Origin of the sequence: Gulosibacter molinativorax, assembly GCF_003010915.2 — a bacterium.
Taxonomy (GTDB): domain Bacteria; phylum Actinomycetota; class Actinomycetes; order Actinomycetales; family Microbacteriaceae; genus Gulosibacter; species Gulosibacter molinativorax.
Map to the genome: position 1 here is coordinate 1035881 of NZ_CP028426.1, position 14661 is coordinate 1050541.

At 64.6% G+C, this 14661-nt stretch carries 16 protein-coding genes and 1 other RNA gene; 8 read left to right on the forward strand and 9 right to left on the reverse strand.

What is annotated here, in order from left to right; translation table 11 throughout:
• Positions 1-597, forward strand: a complete 597-nt coding sequence (locus GMOLON4_RS04945; protein ID WP_051265884.1) for a hypothetical protein — start codon at positions 1-3, stop codon at positions 595-597.
• A 31-nt stretch (positions 598-628) separates the two neighbouring features.
• Here the strand turns inward: GMOLON4_RS04945 and GMOLON4_RS04950 are convergent, their stop codons facing one another.
• The 5 genes from GMOLON4_RS04950 to GMOLON4_RS04970 all read right to left on the reverse strand — a co-directional run bounded on the left by GMOLON4_RS04950 (position 629) and on the right by GMOLON4_RS04970 (position 7134).
• Positions 629-802: a hypothetical protein gene (locus tag GMOLON4_RS04950; RefSeq protein ID WP_156892028.1), complete on the reverse strand. Its 174-nt coding sequence runs from the start codon at positions 800-802 to the stop codon at positions 629-631.
• Positions 803-865: 63 nt separating this feature from the next.
• Positions 866-2188, reverse strand: a complete 1323-nt coding sequence (locus GMOLON4_RS04955) for a phage integrase central domain-containing protein (protein WP_026935695.1) — start codon at positions 2186-2188, stop codon at positions 866-868.
• Positions 2188-2412 (reverse strand): helix-turn-helix transcriptional regulator, encoded by a 225-nt coding sequence (locus tag GMOLON4_RS04960; RefSeq protein WP_026935694.1) that lies wholly within the window; start codon positions 2410-2412, stop codon positions 2188-2190. The genes GMOLON4_RS04955 and GMOLON4_RS04960 overlap by 1 nt, the downstream gene beginning before the upstream one ends.
• A 341-nt stretch (positions 2413-2753) precedes the next feature.
• On the reverse strand, positions 2754-5756 hold the full coding sequence (locus GMOLON4_RS04965; RefSeq protein ID WP_026935693.1) for a bifunctional [glutamine synthetase] adenylyltransferase/[glutamine synthetase]-adenylyl-L-tyrosine phosphorylase: 3003 nt from the start codon (positions 5754-5756) through the stop codon (positions 2754-2756).
• 52 nt (positions 5757-5808) lie between these two features.
• Positions 5809-7134, reverse strand: a complete 1326-nt coding sequence (locus GMOLON4_RS04970) for a glutamine synthetase family protein (protein WP_026935692.1) — start codon at positions 7132-7134, stop codon at positions 5809-5811.
• 62 nt (positions 7135-7196) lie between these two features.
• On the opposite strand from GMOLON4_RS04970, the gene panB reads away from it, so the two are divergent.
• Positions 7197-8048, forward strand: a complete 852-nt coding sequence (gene panB / locus GMOLON4_RS04975; protein ID WP_051265879.1) for a 3-methyl-2-oxobutanoate hydroxymethyltransferase — start codon at positions 7197-7199, stop codon at positions 8046-8048.
• A gap of 32 nt (positions 8049-8080) precedes the next feature.
• Here the strand turns inward: panB and GMOLON4_RS04980 are convergent, their stop codons facing one another.
• On the reverse strand, positions 8081-8278 hold the full coding sequence (locus GMOLON4_RS04980) for a hypothetical protein (RefSeq protein ID WP_026935691.1): 198 nt from the start codon (positions 8276-8278) through the stop codon (positions 8081-8083).
• 12 nt (positions 8279-8290) lie between these two features.
• Between GMOLON4_RS04980 and map the strand changes: the two genes are divergently transcribed.
• The 3 genes from map to rnpB all read left to right on the forward strand — a co-directional run bounded on the left by map (position 8291) and on the right by rnpB (position 10389).
• The gene (map, locus tag GMOLON4_RS04985) at positions 8291-9172 is read left to right on the forward strand and encodes a type I methionyl aminopeptidase (RefSeq protein ID WP_026935690.1); all 882 of its coding nucleotides are present in this window, start codon (positions 8291-8293) and stop codon (positions 9170-9172) included.
• A gap of 33 nt (positions 9173-9205) precedes the next feature.
• Positions 9206-9988 (forward strand): polyphosphate--glucose phosphotransferase, encoded by a 783-nt coding sequence (ppgK, locus tag GMOLON4_RS04990; RefSeq protein ID WP_026935689.1) that lies wholly within the window; start codon positions 9206-9208, stop codon positions 9986-9988.
• Between the two features lie 56 nt (positions 9989-10044).
• An RNA gene (gene rnpB, locus GMOLON4_RS04995) (RNase P RNA component class A) lies at positions 10045-10389 on the forward strand.
• A 68-nt stretch (positions 10390-10457) separates the two neighbouring features.
• Here the strand turns inward: rnpB and GMOLON4_RS05000 are convergent.
• Genes GMOLON4_RS05000 through GMOLON4_RS05010 form a run of 3 tightly spaced genes read right to left on the reverse strand, consistent with a single transcriptional unit; the run spans position 10458 to position 12499 of the window.
• Entirely contained in the window at positions 10458-10907 is a 450-nt protein-coding gene (locus GMOLON4_RS05000; protein ID WP_026935688.1) for a reverse transcriptase-like protein, read from the reverse strand.
• On the reverse strand, positions 10907-11641 hold the full coding sequence (locus GMOLON4_RS05005; RefSeq protein WP_026935687.1) for a zinc ribbon domain-containing protein: 735 nt from the start codon (positions 11639-11641) through the stop codon (positions 10907-10909). The genes GMOLON4_RS05000 and GMOLON4_RS05005 overlap by 1 nt, the downstream gene beginning before the upstream one ends.
• Positions 11642-11659: 18 nt before the next feature.
• Positions 11660-12499, reverse strand: coding sequence for a Nif3-like dinuclear metal center hexameric protein (locus GMOLON4_RS05010; protein ID WP_026935686.1), 840 nt, complete (start codon positions 12497-12499; stop codon positions 11660-11662).
• 132 nt (positions 12500-12631) lie between these two features.
• On the opposite strand from GMOLON4_RS05010, the gene GMOLON4_RS05015 reads away from it, so the two are divergent.
• The 3 genes from GMOLON4_RS05015 to GMOLON4_RS05025 all read left to right on the forward strand — a co-directional run bounded on the left by GMOLON4_RS05015 (position 12632) and on the right by GMOLON4_RS05025 (position 14583).
• Positions 12632-13156 carry an adenine phosphoribosyltransferase gene (locus GMOLON4_RS05015; RefSeq protein WP_026935685.1) on the forward strand — a complete coding sequence of 175 codons (525 nt, stop codon included), beginning with the start codon at positions 12632-12634 and terminating at the stop codon, positions 13154-13156.
• 93 nt (positions 13157-13249) lie between these two features.
• Entirely contained in the window at positions 13250-13603 is a 354-nt protein-coding gene (locus GMOLON4_RS05020) for a hypothetical protein (protein WP_026935684.1), read from the forward strand.
• A 242-nt stretch (positions 13604-13845) separates the two neighbouring features.
• Positions 13846-14583 carry an SDR family NAD(P)-dependent oxidoreductase gene (locus tag GMOLON4_RS05025; protein WP_026935683.1) on the forward strand — a complete coding sequence of 246 codons (738 nt, stop codon included), beginning with the start codon at positions 13846-13848 and terminating at the stop codon, positions 14581-14583.
• Positions 14584-14661: the final 78 nt, after the last annotated feature.

Here is a 14661-nt window from a genome sequence, read left to right on the forward strand (position 1 = left end):
ATGACTGACGACGCGTTCGACCCAGACGATATCCCGGAGCTTGACCAGCCCGAGCCCGAACCTTTCAAGCGGGCTGAGCCGCCGGTCCCGGAACCGACATTTCAGCCGCCGGCTCCTCCGCCATCGCCCGTGAACTGGAACCTCATCACCGCGCACCAGGCCGAAGAGGAATGGATGCTCCTGAACGGGTGGGTGAACTGGCTCCGAGCCAGTTATGGACTCCCCGCGGCGACGATCCCTCCAATGTGGCACCGGCACTGGGAACTCATTTGGGAGCTCTCCGCTCTCCACACGCATTGGCTCACCTGCTACCATCCGACCCGGGATGGTTCGGCACCGCTGCTGTGGCACGCTGACTTCGCCGCAGCGTGCACCCGACTGAAGAACTGGGTCACGATTAACGGTAGCAAGCTCGACCGAGACCGTCCGACACGGCAGACCACATGGCCGGGTGAAGACCCCGCCGACGACGGCCACGAGGAGATGATCGTGGATCGTGACGAGGACTTCGTCAACTTCGTGGTCGCCGACGTGCAGCAGCGTGCAGCCGCCGAGGCAGCGAAAGAGGCAGCTCGCGCAGCACAGCGTCACACCTGATACTGGTACCCCATCATCGGCCTGCATGGCGTCAGGCCGCCTCCCGCCCTCTTCTCTCTGCCTTGTCGGCTACGATCTGACTGGAATCTGGGGAAAGGAGCTCGTCGAGGATCTGTGCACTGCGCGGATTGACCTTCGTTTCGGGTTCAAGGTAGTGCATGCGCGTGATCTCGTGAGAGCTGTCGTTCCCAATCTCCTTCAGCACGGTACTCAGTCGTCTTCGGAGGTTGTTCGCCGTGTGCGGCATACCATTCCTGGTGCTGACCGATCATCCGTCGATACCGGCGAACACTTTGTTGAGCGCTTCGGCCGCGACTTCGACGATGAGTTCGGGGCGCTTTGCGTAGTGCCCTTCGGTGATCGCCTCGTCACTGTGCCCGAGTAGGTCGCGGGCAACCTCGACGCCGGCCGTGTCCGAAACAGCCGCAGCGACAGCCTTGCGGAGGCTGCGAAATGTGAGGTGCTCGGCGTCGACCCCGATAGCCAGCAGCTCGGGCTCGAACTCGCGGCGGAACATCCGCAGCAGCTCGCCGATTGCACTAGCGTCACGCGGACGGCCGCGCTCGGACGTGATCAGCACATCATCTGGATTTCGCTCAGGGTCGGGAACGTGGTTCGCGACGAGTTCGCTCAGAACCTTCGTTGCGAACTGCGGAACGCGAACCCAACGCTTCTGTCTCTCGGCCTTAGGCGAGTCCTGACGGAACAGCCCGCGGGACTTCGTGCGAACCATCGTCCCGCCGACCCACACAAGCGCCTCCATCGTCAGACTTCCATCCGGCTGCTCCACCGCCTCGAACTTCACGTCTTGGAAGCGGATCGCGATCGGTTCTGCGGTTCTTTCGGAGGTTCCGAGCGTGATGAGGATGTAGTCGGCGAGTAGTTTATAGTTGGGCCGTCGGCCCACCGGGTAGCGTGCTCGGTGCCGTTCGGGCCACACCTCACGGATGAGGTGGAGGATGTATTTGACCTGCACCGCGTCGAGTTCGAAGTACACTGTGTCCGGTTCGTCCGCTCGCCGGGTCGCACGGATCGGGTTCGCCACGACGACCGCTCCGTACCGTGTCTGCTGGATCGACCCGGCAGCCGAGAAGTGCCCCTGCTGGATTGCCCAGTCGAACATCAGCGACATCACGTTGCGAACCTTGTTCGCGGTCATCACCGACTTCTCGCGTGCGATGTCTATAAGCAACCCGTCTGCGCGATCGACGGTGATCTCAGCAATGGGGATCGCACCAGCACGTGGAACGATATGCGCACGGATCACGGATGCGTAGCCGTCAACAGTCTGTTCGCGGCGCTGACGCAGTACCCGTGGATCGTCATCGTGATACGCAACCTTCAGCCATGAGGTCGCCAGTTCAGAGACCGTCAGGATCTGCGTTCGCGGTGCCAGGACTCGACCCACCGCGACATCGGCGGACGCCCGCAACGCAGCCAAGGCTTCATCCTCAGTTGCTCCGCTACCGTTTGGACGGTGCTCCTTGCCGCTACCGTCATGAACCCGCGCCCGCGCGACAATGAGGCCACTCGACTCGACGGTGTAGGTCACCTTGCCGAGTTCGCCGAGCGCTCGCTTTGGCCGGCCCATCAGTCGCCCGCCCTATCTGTCGGCGCAATGATCCGCGCGGCGATGAACGCCTCGACGTCCTCATGGCGGTATCGGACGTTGTGCGATGACAGTGCGACGAAGGGCAGCCCGAGACCTCGGCTCCGGGCGCGCTCGGTTCGCCAATCAGCAAGAGTCCTGATCGGGATGCCTGTGTATTCTGCAAGCTCACTCGGGGTCCAGAGTCGGGGGCGGTCGTCGTTCATGCAAGGCAGGTGCACCGCACCTCCCATGGACCCCCAGCGACGCCCGTAGGATGGTCTGTATTCGAGTAAACGGACGGGTTTTCGGACGGCCGCAGTAGCGACCAGCTCCATGCTCAACATCGTACTTCCCTGTATTTACAGGGGAGAAGGATGCTACAGAACGCCCTCTGGCTTTCAGGCCCTCAAGCCCGAGCTGTACTTCGGCGTGTAGTCGACGCTAGGAGCGGCGAACTCGCACCTCCAATGAAAGGCGCCGCCTGTGAGTGAATCCACTCGCAGGTGGCGCCTCGTTCATTTTGAGCGCGAATTCGACCCGGCCGTGATGAGGAAACGGCGGGGACCTACTCATCCCCGTAGAACAGCGTCTCGAACACCGAGCGTGAGCGCCGCGTGGCGGTGAGGTAGTCGTTCTCGAGTTCGACGCCGTGCCCGGCCTCGTAGCCGAGCAGCCTCGCGACGCCATCGAGCGCCTCCGGGTCACCGGGCAGCACATCGGTCTGGGCATTCGAGTACAGGTAGACGGCCGAGCGGATACGCGTCGCGAGTGTCCACGCGTGCTCGAGGATCGCGGCGTCCTCGTCGCCCACGAGCCCGTGCTGCTGGGCAGCCTCGAGCGCGGTGAGTGTCGACGTGGTCCGCAGATCCGGGATGTCGTGCGCGTGGTCGAGCTGCAACACCTGCACGAGCCATTCGACGTCCGATAGCGAGCCGCGACCAAGCTTGAGGTGCCGCTTGGGGTCGGCACCCCGGGGCAGCCGCTCGCTTTCCATTCGAGCCTTCAGCCGGCGAATTTCGGTGAGCTCCGATGGCTCGAGGCCGCGGCTGCGGTACCTCGTGCGGTCGGCGATTTCCATGAACCGGTCGAGCAGGTCATCGTCGCCGGCGACTCGGCTCGCCCGCAGGAGCGCCTGCGCCTCCCAGCTCAGCGACCACTTCGAGTAGTAGGCGTCATACGCCGAGAGCGACCGCGCGAGCGGGCCTGACTTACCCTCGGGACGAAGCCCCGCATCCAAATCGATCGGCATGCGATTGTCGTCAAGGATGGTGCCGATGCGCTGCACGAGCTTGCGGGCGAGCGTGCTCGCCTCGTCCGCGGGCCGCTCCCCCGGGTCGAAGACGTAGAGGACATCGAGATCCGAACCGAACCCAAGCTCGGCACCGCCGAAGCGGCCCATCCCGATCACGCCGAACGACGGGTAGTCAACGTCCTCATCGATGATTCGGATCGCTTTCTCGGCGGAGCGAATCGTGACGGTCGAGATATCGGTCAGGCCCTTCGCGAGGCCGCGCATATCCGTGAGCCCAATCACGCCGCCGATAGCGAGGCGCAGCACCTCGCGGCGCCGGACCCCGCGGATGACGCGCCCGAGCGCGACCTCATCCCGGTAGCGAGAGAGCGCCCCGCCGATCTCCCGCTCGAGCGCCTCGACCGACGAGGGCCGCAGCTGCTCTTCGCCGTCGAGCCAGATGACGGCCTCGGGGAACAGCTCGAGGAATGTCGCGCAGAACTCGCTGCTCGAGAGGATGTCGCACAAGCGGCGTGCGGCGAGGTTGGAGTCGCGCAGCAGGCGCAGATACCAGGATGCATCCCCGAGTTGTTCCGAGAGCTTGCGGAACGCGAGCAGCCCCTGATCGGGATTCGCGCCCTCGGTAAACCACTCGAGCAGGACGGGAAGCAGGTGCTTCATCATCGTCGAGCGCCGCGATACGCCGCTGATGAGGGCCCGGATGTGGTTGAGAGCGCCCCGCGGGTCGCGGTAGCCGATCGCGCGCAGACGCGCCGCGGCCTGATCGCTCGTGAGCTGATAGCTCTCCGCCGGGAGCGTGGCGACCGCCGTAAGTAGCGGTCGGTAGAAGACCTTCTCGTGGATGCCGCGGACACGACGGCGCACCGTGGCGACCTGCTCGAGGAGGTCTTTTGGCTGCATCCTGACGGCGCGGCCGAGGATGCGCTGCTCCTCCGGATCGTTCGGGAAGAGGTGGGTGCGTTGCATGTGCCGCAGCTGCACCCGGTGCTCGATGAGTCGCAGGAACCGGTAGTAATTCGTGAACTCGGCGCCGTCGTCGCGCCCGATATGTCCCTCCGCGGCGAGCGCCGTCAACGCGTCGAGGGTCGACTGCACGCGCACGGACTCGTCGGCCTGGCCGTGCACGAGCTGGAGGAGCTGAACTGTGAACTCAACGTCGCGGAGCCCACCCGGCCCGAGCTTCAGCTCACGATCGACCTCATCCTTCGGGATGTGGCTGATCACCCGGGCGCGCATCTTCTGCACCTGCAGGACGAAGTCATCCCGCCCGGCGGCGCCCCACACCATCGGCGTGATGACGTCCGAGAACTGCTGGCCGAGCTCGGCATCGCCCGCGATGGGTCGCGCCTTCAGCAGCGCCATGAACTCCCAGTTCTCGGCCCAGCGCTTGTAATAGGTCGCGTAGCTGTCGATCGTGCGCACGAGCGCGCCGTCCTTGCCCTCGGGCCGCAGATTCGCGTCGACCTCCCAGAGCCCCGGCTCGACGCCGTAGTCGGAAATCACGTGCATGGTCTTGGACGCCATGCGGGTGGCGATCTCGATCACTCGTGCGGTCGCAAGCTCGGAGCCGTCGCGCGGCTCCGCCACGAACATCACGTCGACGTCCGAGATGTAGTTGATCTCGCGCGCCCCGCCCTTACCCATGCCGATCACCGCGAGGCGCACATCCCGCACCTGCTCGGTGGGAAACTTGCCGAAGCCCGCAGGTGGGGCGGCAATCTCCGCCCGTGCGACCGCGACGGCGGCGTCGAGGGCAGCACCCGCAAGATCCGAGAGGGCCGCAGCGACGCGGTGCAGCGAGACCTGCGCATCCTCGAGCCGCGCGTCGTAGAGCGCGATCTTGCCGAGCTCGGTCCGGTAGACCACGCGCAGCGCATTGGCCGCCTCGTCGCCGGTCATGCCAGCGAGGAGCTGCCCAGACTCGGGCTCAATCTGCGCTGCCACTGATTTACGGAGCCGCTCTTGAAGCGTCTCGGGGGATGCGAGCAGGTGCGAGTCCTCGTGGACCTCGCGAAGCCGCTCCGGGTGGCGGATGAAGAAGCCTTCGGATGAGGTCGAGATCGCGAAGAGGGTGATGACCGTGCGGAAGAGATCGGGATCGTTCTTGAGGACGGGACCGTAGCTCGGCTGCCGGTGCACGAGCCGCAGCAGGGACTCGAGCGCGCCATCCGGGTCGGGATCAATCGGCTCGAAGTAGCTCACGAGCGTCACCGGGTCGATGCCCAGGATGCCCGAGAGCTCTTCGAATCGGTCTGCCGCCGCGAGCGGCTTGCTAAACCCGACTCGAATCAGTCGCGTTCGAATTCCCTCACGCAATCGCGCTCACTCCCCCACGTGTCTCGCTTAGTACTTGCCTGCCGCTCGCCTGCTAGAGGTTGCGGGTGAGCTCGAAGTTCGTCACCTGGCGGCGGAAGCCAAGCCACTCCTCCTGCTTGTTCGTGAGGAAGTGGTCGAAGAGCTGTTCGCCGAGTGTCTCCGCGACGAGCTCCGACTCCTCAGTCAGCGAAATCGCCTCATCGAGGTTCATCGGCAGGTTTTTGTAGCCGAGGACTTTCCGCTCGCGGTCGGAAAGATCCCGGAGGTCGCCCTCGATCTCGTCAGGAATCTCGTAGTTGTTCTCAATCCCCCGAAGCCCCGCCTCGAGTAGCAGCGCGTACACGAGATACGGGTTCGCGGCCGAGTCAATGCCGCGGTATTCGACGCGAGCCGAGCGCGACTTGTCGGGCTTGTAGGTCGGCACGCGCACGAGGGCCGAGGAGTTGTTGTGTCCCCAGCACACGTAGCTCGGCGCCTCGTCGCCGCCCCACAGGCGGCGGTAGGAGTTCACGTGCTGGCTCGTCACCGCGGTGATCTCGCGGGAGTGGTGCAGGAGGCCGGCGATGAACTGCTGGCCGGTGCGCGAGAGCTGGTGCTTCGCCCCCGCCTCGTGGAAGACGTTGGTTGCCCCCTCGAATAGCGACATGTGGGTGTGCATCCCCGAGCCGGGCCACTTCGAGTGCGGCTTCGGCATGAACGTCGCATGGATGTTCTGCTCGGCGGCCGCCTCCTCGATCACGGTCCGGAAGGTAATGACGTTGTCGGCCATGGTTAGCGCATCCGCGTACCGCAGGTCGATCTCGTTCTGGCCCGGGCCCGCCTCGTGATGGCTGAACTCGACCGAGATGCCGAGCTCCTCGAGCAGTCGCACCGAACGTCGGCGGAAGAGATCAACGATGTCGCCCGGCACGTGGTCGAAGTAGCCCGCACGGTCGACCGGTTCCAGCCCATTCGGCCCGGGAGTGCGCGACTTCAAGAGGTAGAACTCGATCTCGGGGTGGATATAAAACGTGAATCCGAGGTCTCGGGCGCGGTCGAGGGTGCGGCGCAGCACCTGGCGGGGGTCGGCGGCCGCGGGCTGGCCATCCGGCGTCGTGATATCGCAGAACATGCGCGCCGTCTCGTCGTCGCCGTGCCACGGCAGGACTTGGAAGGTTGAGGGGTCGGGATGCAGGAGCATGTCGGCCTCGGTGCGACGCGTGAGGCCCTCGATCGCGGAGCCGTCGAAGCCCACGCCTTCGTTGAACGCGCCCTCGACCTCGGCAGGCGCGAGCGCGATCGACTTCAGCTTGCCGAGCACATCCGTAAACCACAGGCGGATGAACTTAATCCCGCGATCACTGATGGTTTGCAGCACATAGTCCTGTTGCTTATTCATCGATGCGCTCCTATTCGTCGAGGTGTCTCCAGGCTACCGGCGCGCATCCCTAGAATGTCTCTATGACTGACACCCCAGCAGTAAAGAGAGTGCGCACGCGTCACTTCGCCCAGGCCAAGCGCGACGGCCACAAGATCTCCGGCCTCACGGCCTACGACGCGGCCAGCGCCAAGGTGTTTGACCAGGCCGGCATCGACTTCGTGCTGATCGGCGACTCGGCCGCCAACGTGATGCTCGGCTACGACACGACGCTGCCCATCAAGGTGGATGAGCTCATCACGATGTCGCGTTCGGTCGTGCGAGCGGTGGAACGCGCGTTCGTCATCGCGGACCTCCCCTTCGGCAGCTACGAGGTATCGCCGGAGCAGGCGCTCGAGACCTCGATTCGGTTCATGAAGGAATCCGAGGCGCACGCCGTCAAGCTCGAGGGCGGGGTGCGGGTCGAGTCGCACATTCGTCGCATCACCGAGTCGGGCATCCCCGTCTGCGCGCACATCGGGTTCACGCCGCAGTCTGAGCACAATCTCGGCGGACACATCATTCAGGGCCGCGGGGATGGCGCGGAGCAGCTCCTCGAGGATGCGCGAGCGATCGAGCGCGCGGGCGCCTTCATGGTCGTGCTTGAGATGGTGCCCTCGGACGTCGCGGCCCGAGTCACGGAAGAACTCTCGATCCCCACGATCAGTGTGGGCGCCGGGCCGCACTGCGACGGCCAGCTCACCGTCTGGACCGACACCTTCGGCTACGGCCAGGGCCGCCGACCGAAGTTCGTTCGCCAGTATGCCGACCTCGCCGGCGTGCTCCGGGATGCGACCAAGCAGTACATCGACGACATTCAGTCGGGCGCGTACCCGAGCGAGGCGGAGTCCTACGAAAACACGCACCCCGACGGTAAGTCGCCTTTCGGGCCATAGTCGCCTGACGGTGCTGAATCGCCTGACGAAGCTTAGTCGCCGTCGGCCTCGGCCTGCGCTTCTTCCTCGGCCCACTTTCGGGCGTTCTCGGCCAGCTTCTCGTTCGCGTGGGCAGCCGCCTCCGCGGTCGGGAACGGGCCGAGGCGCTCGGAAGCGATGGACTGCTTCCCCTTCTCGACCTCACCGGTGCGGGTGTTAAACCAGAATTCGTCTTCACGCTTGTCAGTCATAGACTCGAGGGTATGCCGAAAAACCCAGAAACTGGTCTGCTCGTTCCCGGAACTGTCACGCCGATGCGCCCCGTGCCGGCGCACATCGCGCGCCCGGAATACGTTGGCAAGGCCAACCCGAACGAACCGGACGGGACCGGCGACCTGTACACCGAGGAAGAAATCGGGCGCGTCCGCCACGCGAGCCGGATTGCGGCCGCGTGCATGGAACACCTCGAGCAGTTCGTCAAGCCCGGCGTGACGACCGAACAGCTCGATATCCACGCCCACGAGTTCCTGGTACAGCACGACGCCTACCCGTCGACGCTCGGCTATCGCGGCTTCACGAAGTCCTCCTGCACGTCGCTCAACGAGGTCATCTGCCACGGGATCCCCGATTCCACGGTGCTCGAAGACGGCGACATCTTGAACATCGACGTCACGGCGTTCGCCGAGGGGATGCACGGCGACACGAACCGTATGTACCTCGTAGGCGACGTCGACGAGGAGTCGAGGCTCCTCGTCGAGCGTTCGCACGAGGCGATGATGCGTGGCATCAAGGCAGCGAAACCGGGCCGCGAGGTGAACGTCATCGGTCGCGTGATCGAAAAGTACGCCGGTCGCTTCGGCTACGAATCGGTGCACGACTACACCGGACACGGCGTCGGCCGAGCCTTCCACTCCGGCCTCATCATCCCCCACTATGACGCGCCGCACTTCAAGGACGTCATCCAGCCCGGCATGATCTTCACCGTCGAGCCGATGCTCGTCACCGGCTCGCAAGACTGGGACCAGTGGGACGACGGCTGGACGGTCGTCACGAAGGACGGCTCGCGCTGCGCCCAGTTCGAGCACACGATCCTCATCACCGAGGACGGCTACGAGATCCTCACGCTGCCGCCCTCGCAGCTCTAATTTCATTCACGAACGCAATCTAGGCTCTTGCGTATGGCGAAGAAGCAGGACCGTTACGCGGTAGGGATCGATATCGGGGGCACCGGAATTAAGGGTGCGCTCGTCGACCTGAAAAAGGGAGCGCTCGTCGGCGAGCGCAAGAAGGTGAAGACGCCAGAGGGCGCACCGATCGATGCGGTGAAGGCCGCGGTTCGGACGGTCTACGACGAGATTCTCGGTCAGCCGGAGGCCGAAGGGATCGACCCGCTCGTCGGCCTCTGCATGCCATCGGTGATCCGCCGCGGGGTCGCGTGGACCGCCGCGAATATCGCACAGGAGTGGGTGGGCTTCGATGCCCGCACCGCGTTCTCCGAGGTTATTGGCAAGAACGTTTCGCTGATGAACGACGCAGATGCGGCAGGTTACGGCGAGGTGCGCTACGGCGAGGCCGCGGACAACGTCGGTTCGGTGCTCGTGCTCACCCTTGGCACGGGTATCGGCTCTGCGCTCATCCACGACGGCCGGCTCTACCCGAACACCGAGCTCGGACACATGGAGCTCGACGGCCACGAGGACTACGAGAAGTTCGCCTCGGCGAAGGTGCGCGAACGCGAGGAGCTCAGTTTCGAGGAGTGGGGCCGGCGGCTCTCGGCCTACTTCCAAAAGCTCCAGGTTCTGCTGCAACCGGATGAATTCATCATTTCGGGTGGGATCTCGAAGCAGGCGGATGATTTCATCCACCTCATCGAGGTAGACACGCCGGTGAAGGTCGCGAAGCTCAAGAACAACGCGGGGATCATCGGTGCGGCGCTCCTCGCCGTCGAGCGCTGGGACTAGCACTGGGACCGGCGCCTAGTGTGACCCTTAGTGTGGCGTAGAATTGCAAGGATGAATGGGTCGGCCAGACGGTCGCGCGCCGCGTAAGCGGCCCGAGGAACGTCCGGGCTCCATAGAGCAGGATGGTGGATAACGTCCACCCGGGGTAACCCGCGAGCCAGTGCAACAGAAAGCAAACCGCCCGCAAGGGTAAGGGTGAAAGGGTGGGGTAAGAGCCCACCGAACGTCCGGTGACGGACGTTGCATGGTAAACCTCATCCGGAGCAAGGCCAACAGGGAACGTCGACGCTGCTCGCCGAGTTCCCGGGTGTGCTGCTAGAGCGGCGCGGTAACGCGTCGCCGAGATAGATGGCCGTCACGGCATAGCCGTACAGAACCCGGCGTATCGGCCGGCCCACTCATCCCGGTTCGATACGGCGCTGCGCGCCTACTCACCGGTCGGTGGCCGAGTAGCGCAGCGCATCGAGGCCTAGAACAGACCCAGAGCCTCGTCCGGAACCGGACCGCGGTACTGCTCCGGGTGATCCATGGCCAGGTTGGCCGCGGCATCCGCCCGCTTGTTTTCGGCACGCGGAATCCACGTGAATGTGACCGGGTTCTTCCCGATGAGCTCCCGCGCGGTCGCGGCGAGCTTCTGCATGTCCGGGTGCTTGATCTTCCAGCGACCCGACATCTGCTCAACGACGAGCTTCGAATCCATCCGCACATCCACGCTCGCCTGCGGATCGCGCGCGAATGCGGCTTCGAGGCCGATCACGAGCCCCGTGTATTCCGCGACGTTATTGGTGCACCTGCCGAGCGAGCGCGGAATGGTCTCGAGCACCTCACCGGTCGCGCCGTCAATCAGGATCGAGCCGGAACCGCCAGGCCCCGGGTTTCCGCGCGAGCCGCCGTCCGCCTCAACGATGAAGGTTGCCACTAAATCGCCGACCTTTCCGTGCGCACCAGAATGGCGTCCGTGTCCGGGCAGAACACGATCTCATCCGCCGGCGCCTTCGCGATGCGCGCGAGGTCGGCCATCTCGATGGTCTCCTGCGAGGCCGTCGATACCTTGCCGACGAGTTCGGCCGCGCCGATGCCGCCGCGCTTGCGACGGTCCTCGTAGAGCGCGACGAGGTCGGCGGGGAGCCCGTCGACGAGCGTCTTGCGGTCGGCAGCGATTTCCTTCGCCTCCGTGCGAAGGTTCTCTCGAGCGAGGTCGCGGCGCTCCAAGAGGTCGGCCGCGAGGGTCTCAATTTCTCGCATCGAGGCGAGCCTCTCGGCGTGCGCCGCGGTCAGTGCTTCGACGCGCTCGAGCTGCTCGAGTTCCTGATCGTCCAGGGTCTCCTGGCGCCGCGCGATCGTCGCGAGCTCGGCCTGGAGCGCCGCGATGTCCTTCGTCGACGACGCGTGCTGCAGCCGGTCCTCGTCACGCTTGCGACGCTCCGCGACCATCCTCGAATCGTCCTGGATCGTCTTGAGCTCGGACTGCGCATCCTCGAGCTCGCCGAGCGCCTTCGCCGACGCGGCCCGACGGTCGCGGCGGTCCTGCTCGATCTCCACCAGGTGGAGCTGCTCTGGCATGTTCTTCGCGAGATGTTGGAGCCGCGCCTGGCGGGCATCCACCTGCGCTAATTCGAGCAGGCGCAGCTGCTCTTTCGGGTGTGCCTTCATAGTCCTATTCTGTCTCCCCTACCGGGGCTGTTCGATCTGCCACGACCAGGGGTCCGTGTTTTGCGTAGAAACCCGCACGTCAATTTCCGGATGTGCCTCGCGAACCCGCATCGCCGCGCCCTCGAGCCAGAGGAACTCGCTCGCGAAATGTGCCGTGTCGACGAGGGCGGGCTTGCCGCCATTGAGCCTGGCCTGCTCGCGGGCCTCGGAGGCCGGGTGGTGCCGCAGATCGCTCGTGAGGTAAACATCCGCGCCCGTCACGAGCGGGTGGCTCAAGAACGAATCGCCCGCTCCCGAACAGCACGCGACGCGCTGCACGAGCATGTCTGGGTCGCCGGCGACGCGCACCCCGCCCGCCGTGGCGGGGAAGAGCTCGGCGACGCGGTCAGCGAACTCGCGCAGCGTTACGGCCTCGGGCAACTCCCCCACGAGCCCGATCCCGCGCTCTGGCTGGTCAGCGAGCGGTTCGAAGGGGATGCGGTGCTCCGCGCCCTGGGGCACGCCCAGTAGGTCGAAGATCGTTCCGGTTGGCCCTGTCTCGACGACGTCCGCGTTCGTGTGCGCGGAATGCAGGGCACAGCCACCGCGGATGAGCCGTGCGAGGAGTGCGCCCTTGTAGCGGTCCTCGGCGATAGAGGTCACGCCGCGCAGGAGGAGCGGATGGTGCGTGAAGAGCAGCTGGGCACCCCAGCCGAGCGCCTCATCTACTGTCGCGGCCACCGGGTCGACGGCGAAAAGGATGCGTTCGACCGGCGCGTCCGGATCCCCCGACGCCGTGCCCACCGAGTCCCAGGACTCCGCGCCCCGCGTCGGGTAGAGCGACTCGATTGTCGATTGCACATCACGCAGCGTGGTCATGCAGCAACCCTACCGGTGACGAGCCGAGCGCCCGCGAAGTAGGCTGTGCTGATGGGTGCCGCGCCGGTTGACGTCCGAGCCCAGCCCGAATTACGCATCCGAAACGCATCCCAACTCGAAAGTATTGCCCTCGTGACTTCACCTCTCGAACAGGCCGCCGCTCGCATCGTCGAAATCCCGGACTACCCCGAGCCCGGGGTGATCTTTCGGGATGTCATGCCGCTGCTCAGTGACGCGGAGTGCCTCCGCACGGTGGTGACCGCGATGCTCGAGCCGTGGGGCGGCAAGTTTGACGTCGTGGCCGGAATCGAAGCTCGAGGCTTCCTTCTCGCGGGTGCGGCCGCGACGCTCGCGAATGTTGGGCTCGTGCCCATCCGCAAGGCAGGAAAACTCCCGCGACCCGCCGCATCCGTGACCTACACGCTCGAGTACGGCACCGCCGAGATCGAGATTCAGGACGATATTGCCCCCGGCACGCGCGTGCTGCTGATGGATGACGTGCTCGCGACGGGCGGTACGCTCGGCGCCGCGGTCGAACTCGTGCGGAAGATCGGGGCCGAACCGATCGGATCGACCGTGCTCATGGAGCTCACGGAGCTTGGTGGGCGGGCGGTCGTGGGCGACGCGCATGACGTGCGCAGCCTGTTCGTGAATTAATCTGCGACTCGCCCGAACTCTCCGAGAGTTGTGACGTCGTTTCAATGCAACAGGCATACACTTTCGACACGTAAGAGCGAAAGGAATCGCCTGATGGGAATTCAAGAACGCAAAGCAGCTATTGAATTGCTGGCACAGATCATCGTCGATATTGACGAGCGACTGAAGCGCCACACGATGGCGGAGGAAAAGGGCACTCCGACGACCTCGACGCGTTTGTCGCACGATCTCGTGGTGATGCGCGATCGCATCACGATGGTTACGGGCGAGCTCCTCGAGCCGGCTACGTCGGCGCACATCAGCCGAGTCCTCGATCGCATCACGCGACCCCGGTATGAGGACTTCCCCCACCATTACAAAGAGCTAGACGATCTGAAGAAGAAGCTGGAACTGATCGTGAGCTATCTGCGGGTTATTTCGAACCGCAAGGAGTTCGAAGGGCTCTGATTCAGCGTGAAGGTTCTCGTCTCGTCACTCAATCCAGTTTGGGCGACGAGACGAGTTGCTTTCCGTAGTCAGGGTTGCTTTCCGTAGTCGAGGCAACCGGACCAGGGTGACGTGATTCCGCGACGTCGAATCCTCGCAGCGAGTCGTATCGTCGGGGCATTAGAGTCGTCGAGGGACCTGAGCGTTCGAGGGAACTGAGGCATCGAGTGACCTGGGCGATCGAGGCAACTGGGAGCCGAGAAATGATCGAGGGAAAAATTGCGCTGGTAACCGGTGCGGCATCGGGAATCGGTCGGGCGATCGCACGCAACTTGCACGCATCCGGGGCACGGATCGTCGGCGTTGACCGCAACGAAGAAGGTCTCGCGGCGATCGCGGATGAACTCGGCGAGGGCACCGTCACCTACACGGTCGACCTCGCGAGCCACGACGCCATTCTTGCGATGCGTGACCAGCATGTCACCGAGGTTGGTCTCCCCGACATCATCGTGAACGCCGCGGGTTTCGATCGCGCCGAACCCTTCATGGAGAACGACCCGGCCCTGTGGGAGTCGCTCATCGACGTCAACTACCTCGGACCAGTTCGCCTGACTCACGCGTTTCTCCAACCTATCCTTGCCGCCGAGGCAACGGTAAAGATCATCAACATCTCCTCCGACGCCGGTCGGGTCGGCAGCATGGGCGAGACCGTGTATGCGGGCACCAAGGGTGCGATCATCGCGTTCACGAAGTCCCTCGCCCGAGAGATGGCCCGCCACGGCATCAACGTCAACTGCGTCGCGCCGGGCCCCACCGAGACGCCGCTCTTCGAGACGCTCCCGGAAAAGATCCGCACGGGTCTCATCAAAGCAATACCCTTCCGCCGCCTGGCACGCCCGGAAGAAATCGCGGCTGCGGTCCGCTTCTTCGTAGGTCCGGAATCTGACTACATCACCGGCCAGGTGCTGTCGGTCTCCGGCGGCCTGACGATGGCGGGTTAACGTTCGGCGCGCCAGGGCGTTCGTGACGAACCAGGATTGGGCTGACCCCTCTTTCTAGGTCCATTCGTTATGTGAGTC

Coding starts and splice junctions, on each gene's coding strand:
- GMOLON4_RS04945 (WP_051265884.1), top strand. CDS start 1: ATGACTGACGACGCGTTCGACCCAGACGATATCCCGGAGCTTGACCAG.
- GMOLON4_RS04955 (WP_026935695.1), bottom strand. CDS start 2,188: ATGGGCCGGCCAAAGCGAGCGCTCGGCGAACTCGGCAAGGTGACCTAC.
- GMOLON4_RS04960 (WP_026935694.1), bottom strand. CDS start 2,412: ATGAACGACGACCGCCCCCGACTCTGGACCCCGAGTGAGCTTGCAGAA.
- GMOLON4_RS04970 (WP_026935692.1), bottom strand. CDS start 7,134: ATGAATAAGCAACAGGACTATGTGCTGCAAACCATCAGTGATCGCGGG.
- panB (WP_051265879.1), top strand. CDS start 7,197: ATGACTGACACCCCAGCAGTAAAGAGAGTGCGCACGCGTCACTTCGCC.
- GMOLON4_RS04980 (WP_026935691.1), bottom strand. CDS start 8,278: ATGACTGACAAGCGTGAAGACGAATTCTGGTTTAACACCCGCACCGGT.
- map (WP_026935690.1), top strand. CDS start 8,291: ATGCCGAAAAACCCAGAAACTGGTCTGCTCGTTCCCGGAACTGTCACG.
- ppgK (WP_026935689.1), top strand. CDS start 9,206: ATGGCGAAGAAGCAGGACCGTTACGCGGTAGGGATCGATATCGGGGGC.
- GMOLON4_RS05005 (WP_026935687.1), bottom strand. CDS start 11,641: ATGAAGGCACACCCGAAAGAGCAGCTGCGCCTGCTCGAATTAGCGCAG.
- GMOLON4_RS05010 (WP_026935686.1), bottom strand. CDS start 12,499: ATGACCACGCTGCGTGATGTGCAATCGACAATCGAGTCGCTCTACCCG.
- GMOLON4_RS05020 (WP_026935684.1), top strand. CDS start 13,250: ATGGGAATTCAAGAACGCAAAGCAGCTATTGAATTGCTGGCACAGATC.
- GMOLON4_RS05025 (WP_026935683.1), top strand. CDS start 13,846: ATGATCGAGGGAAAAATTGCGCTGGTAACCGGTGCGGCATCGGGAATC.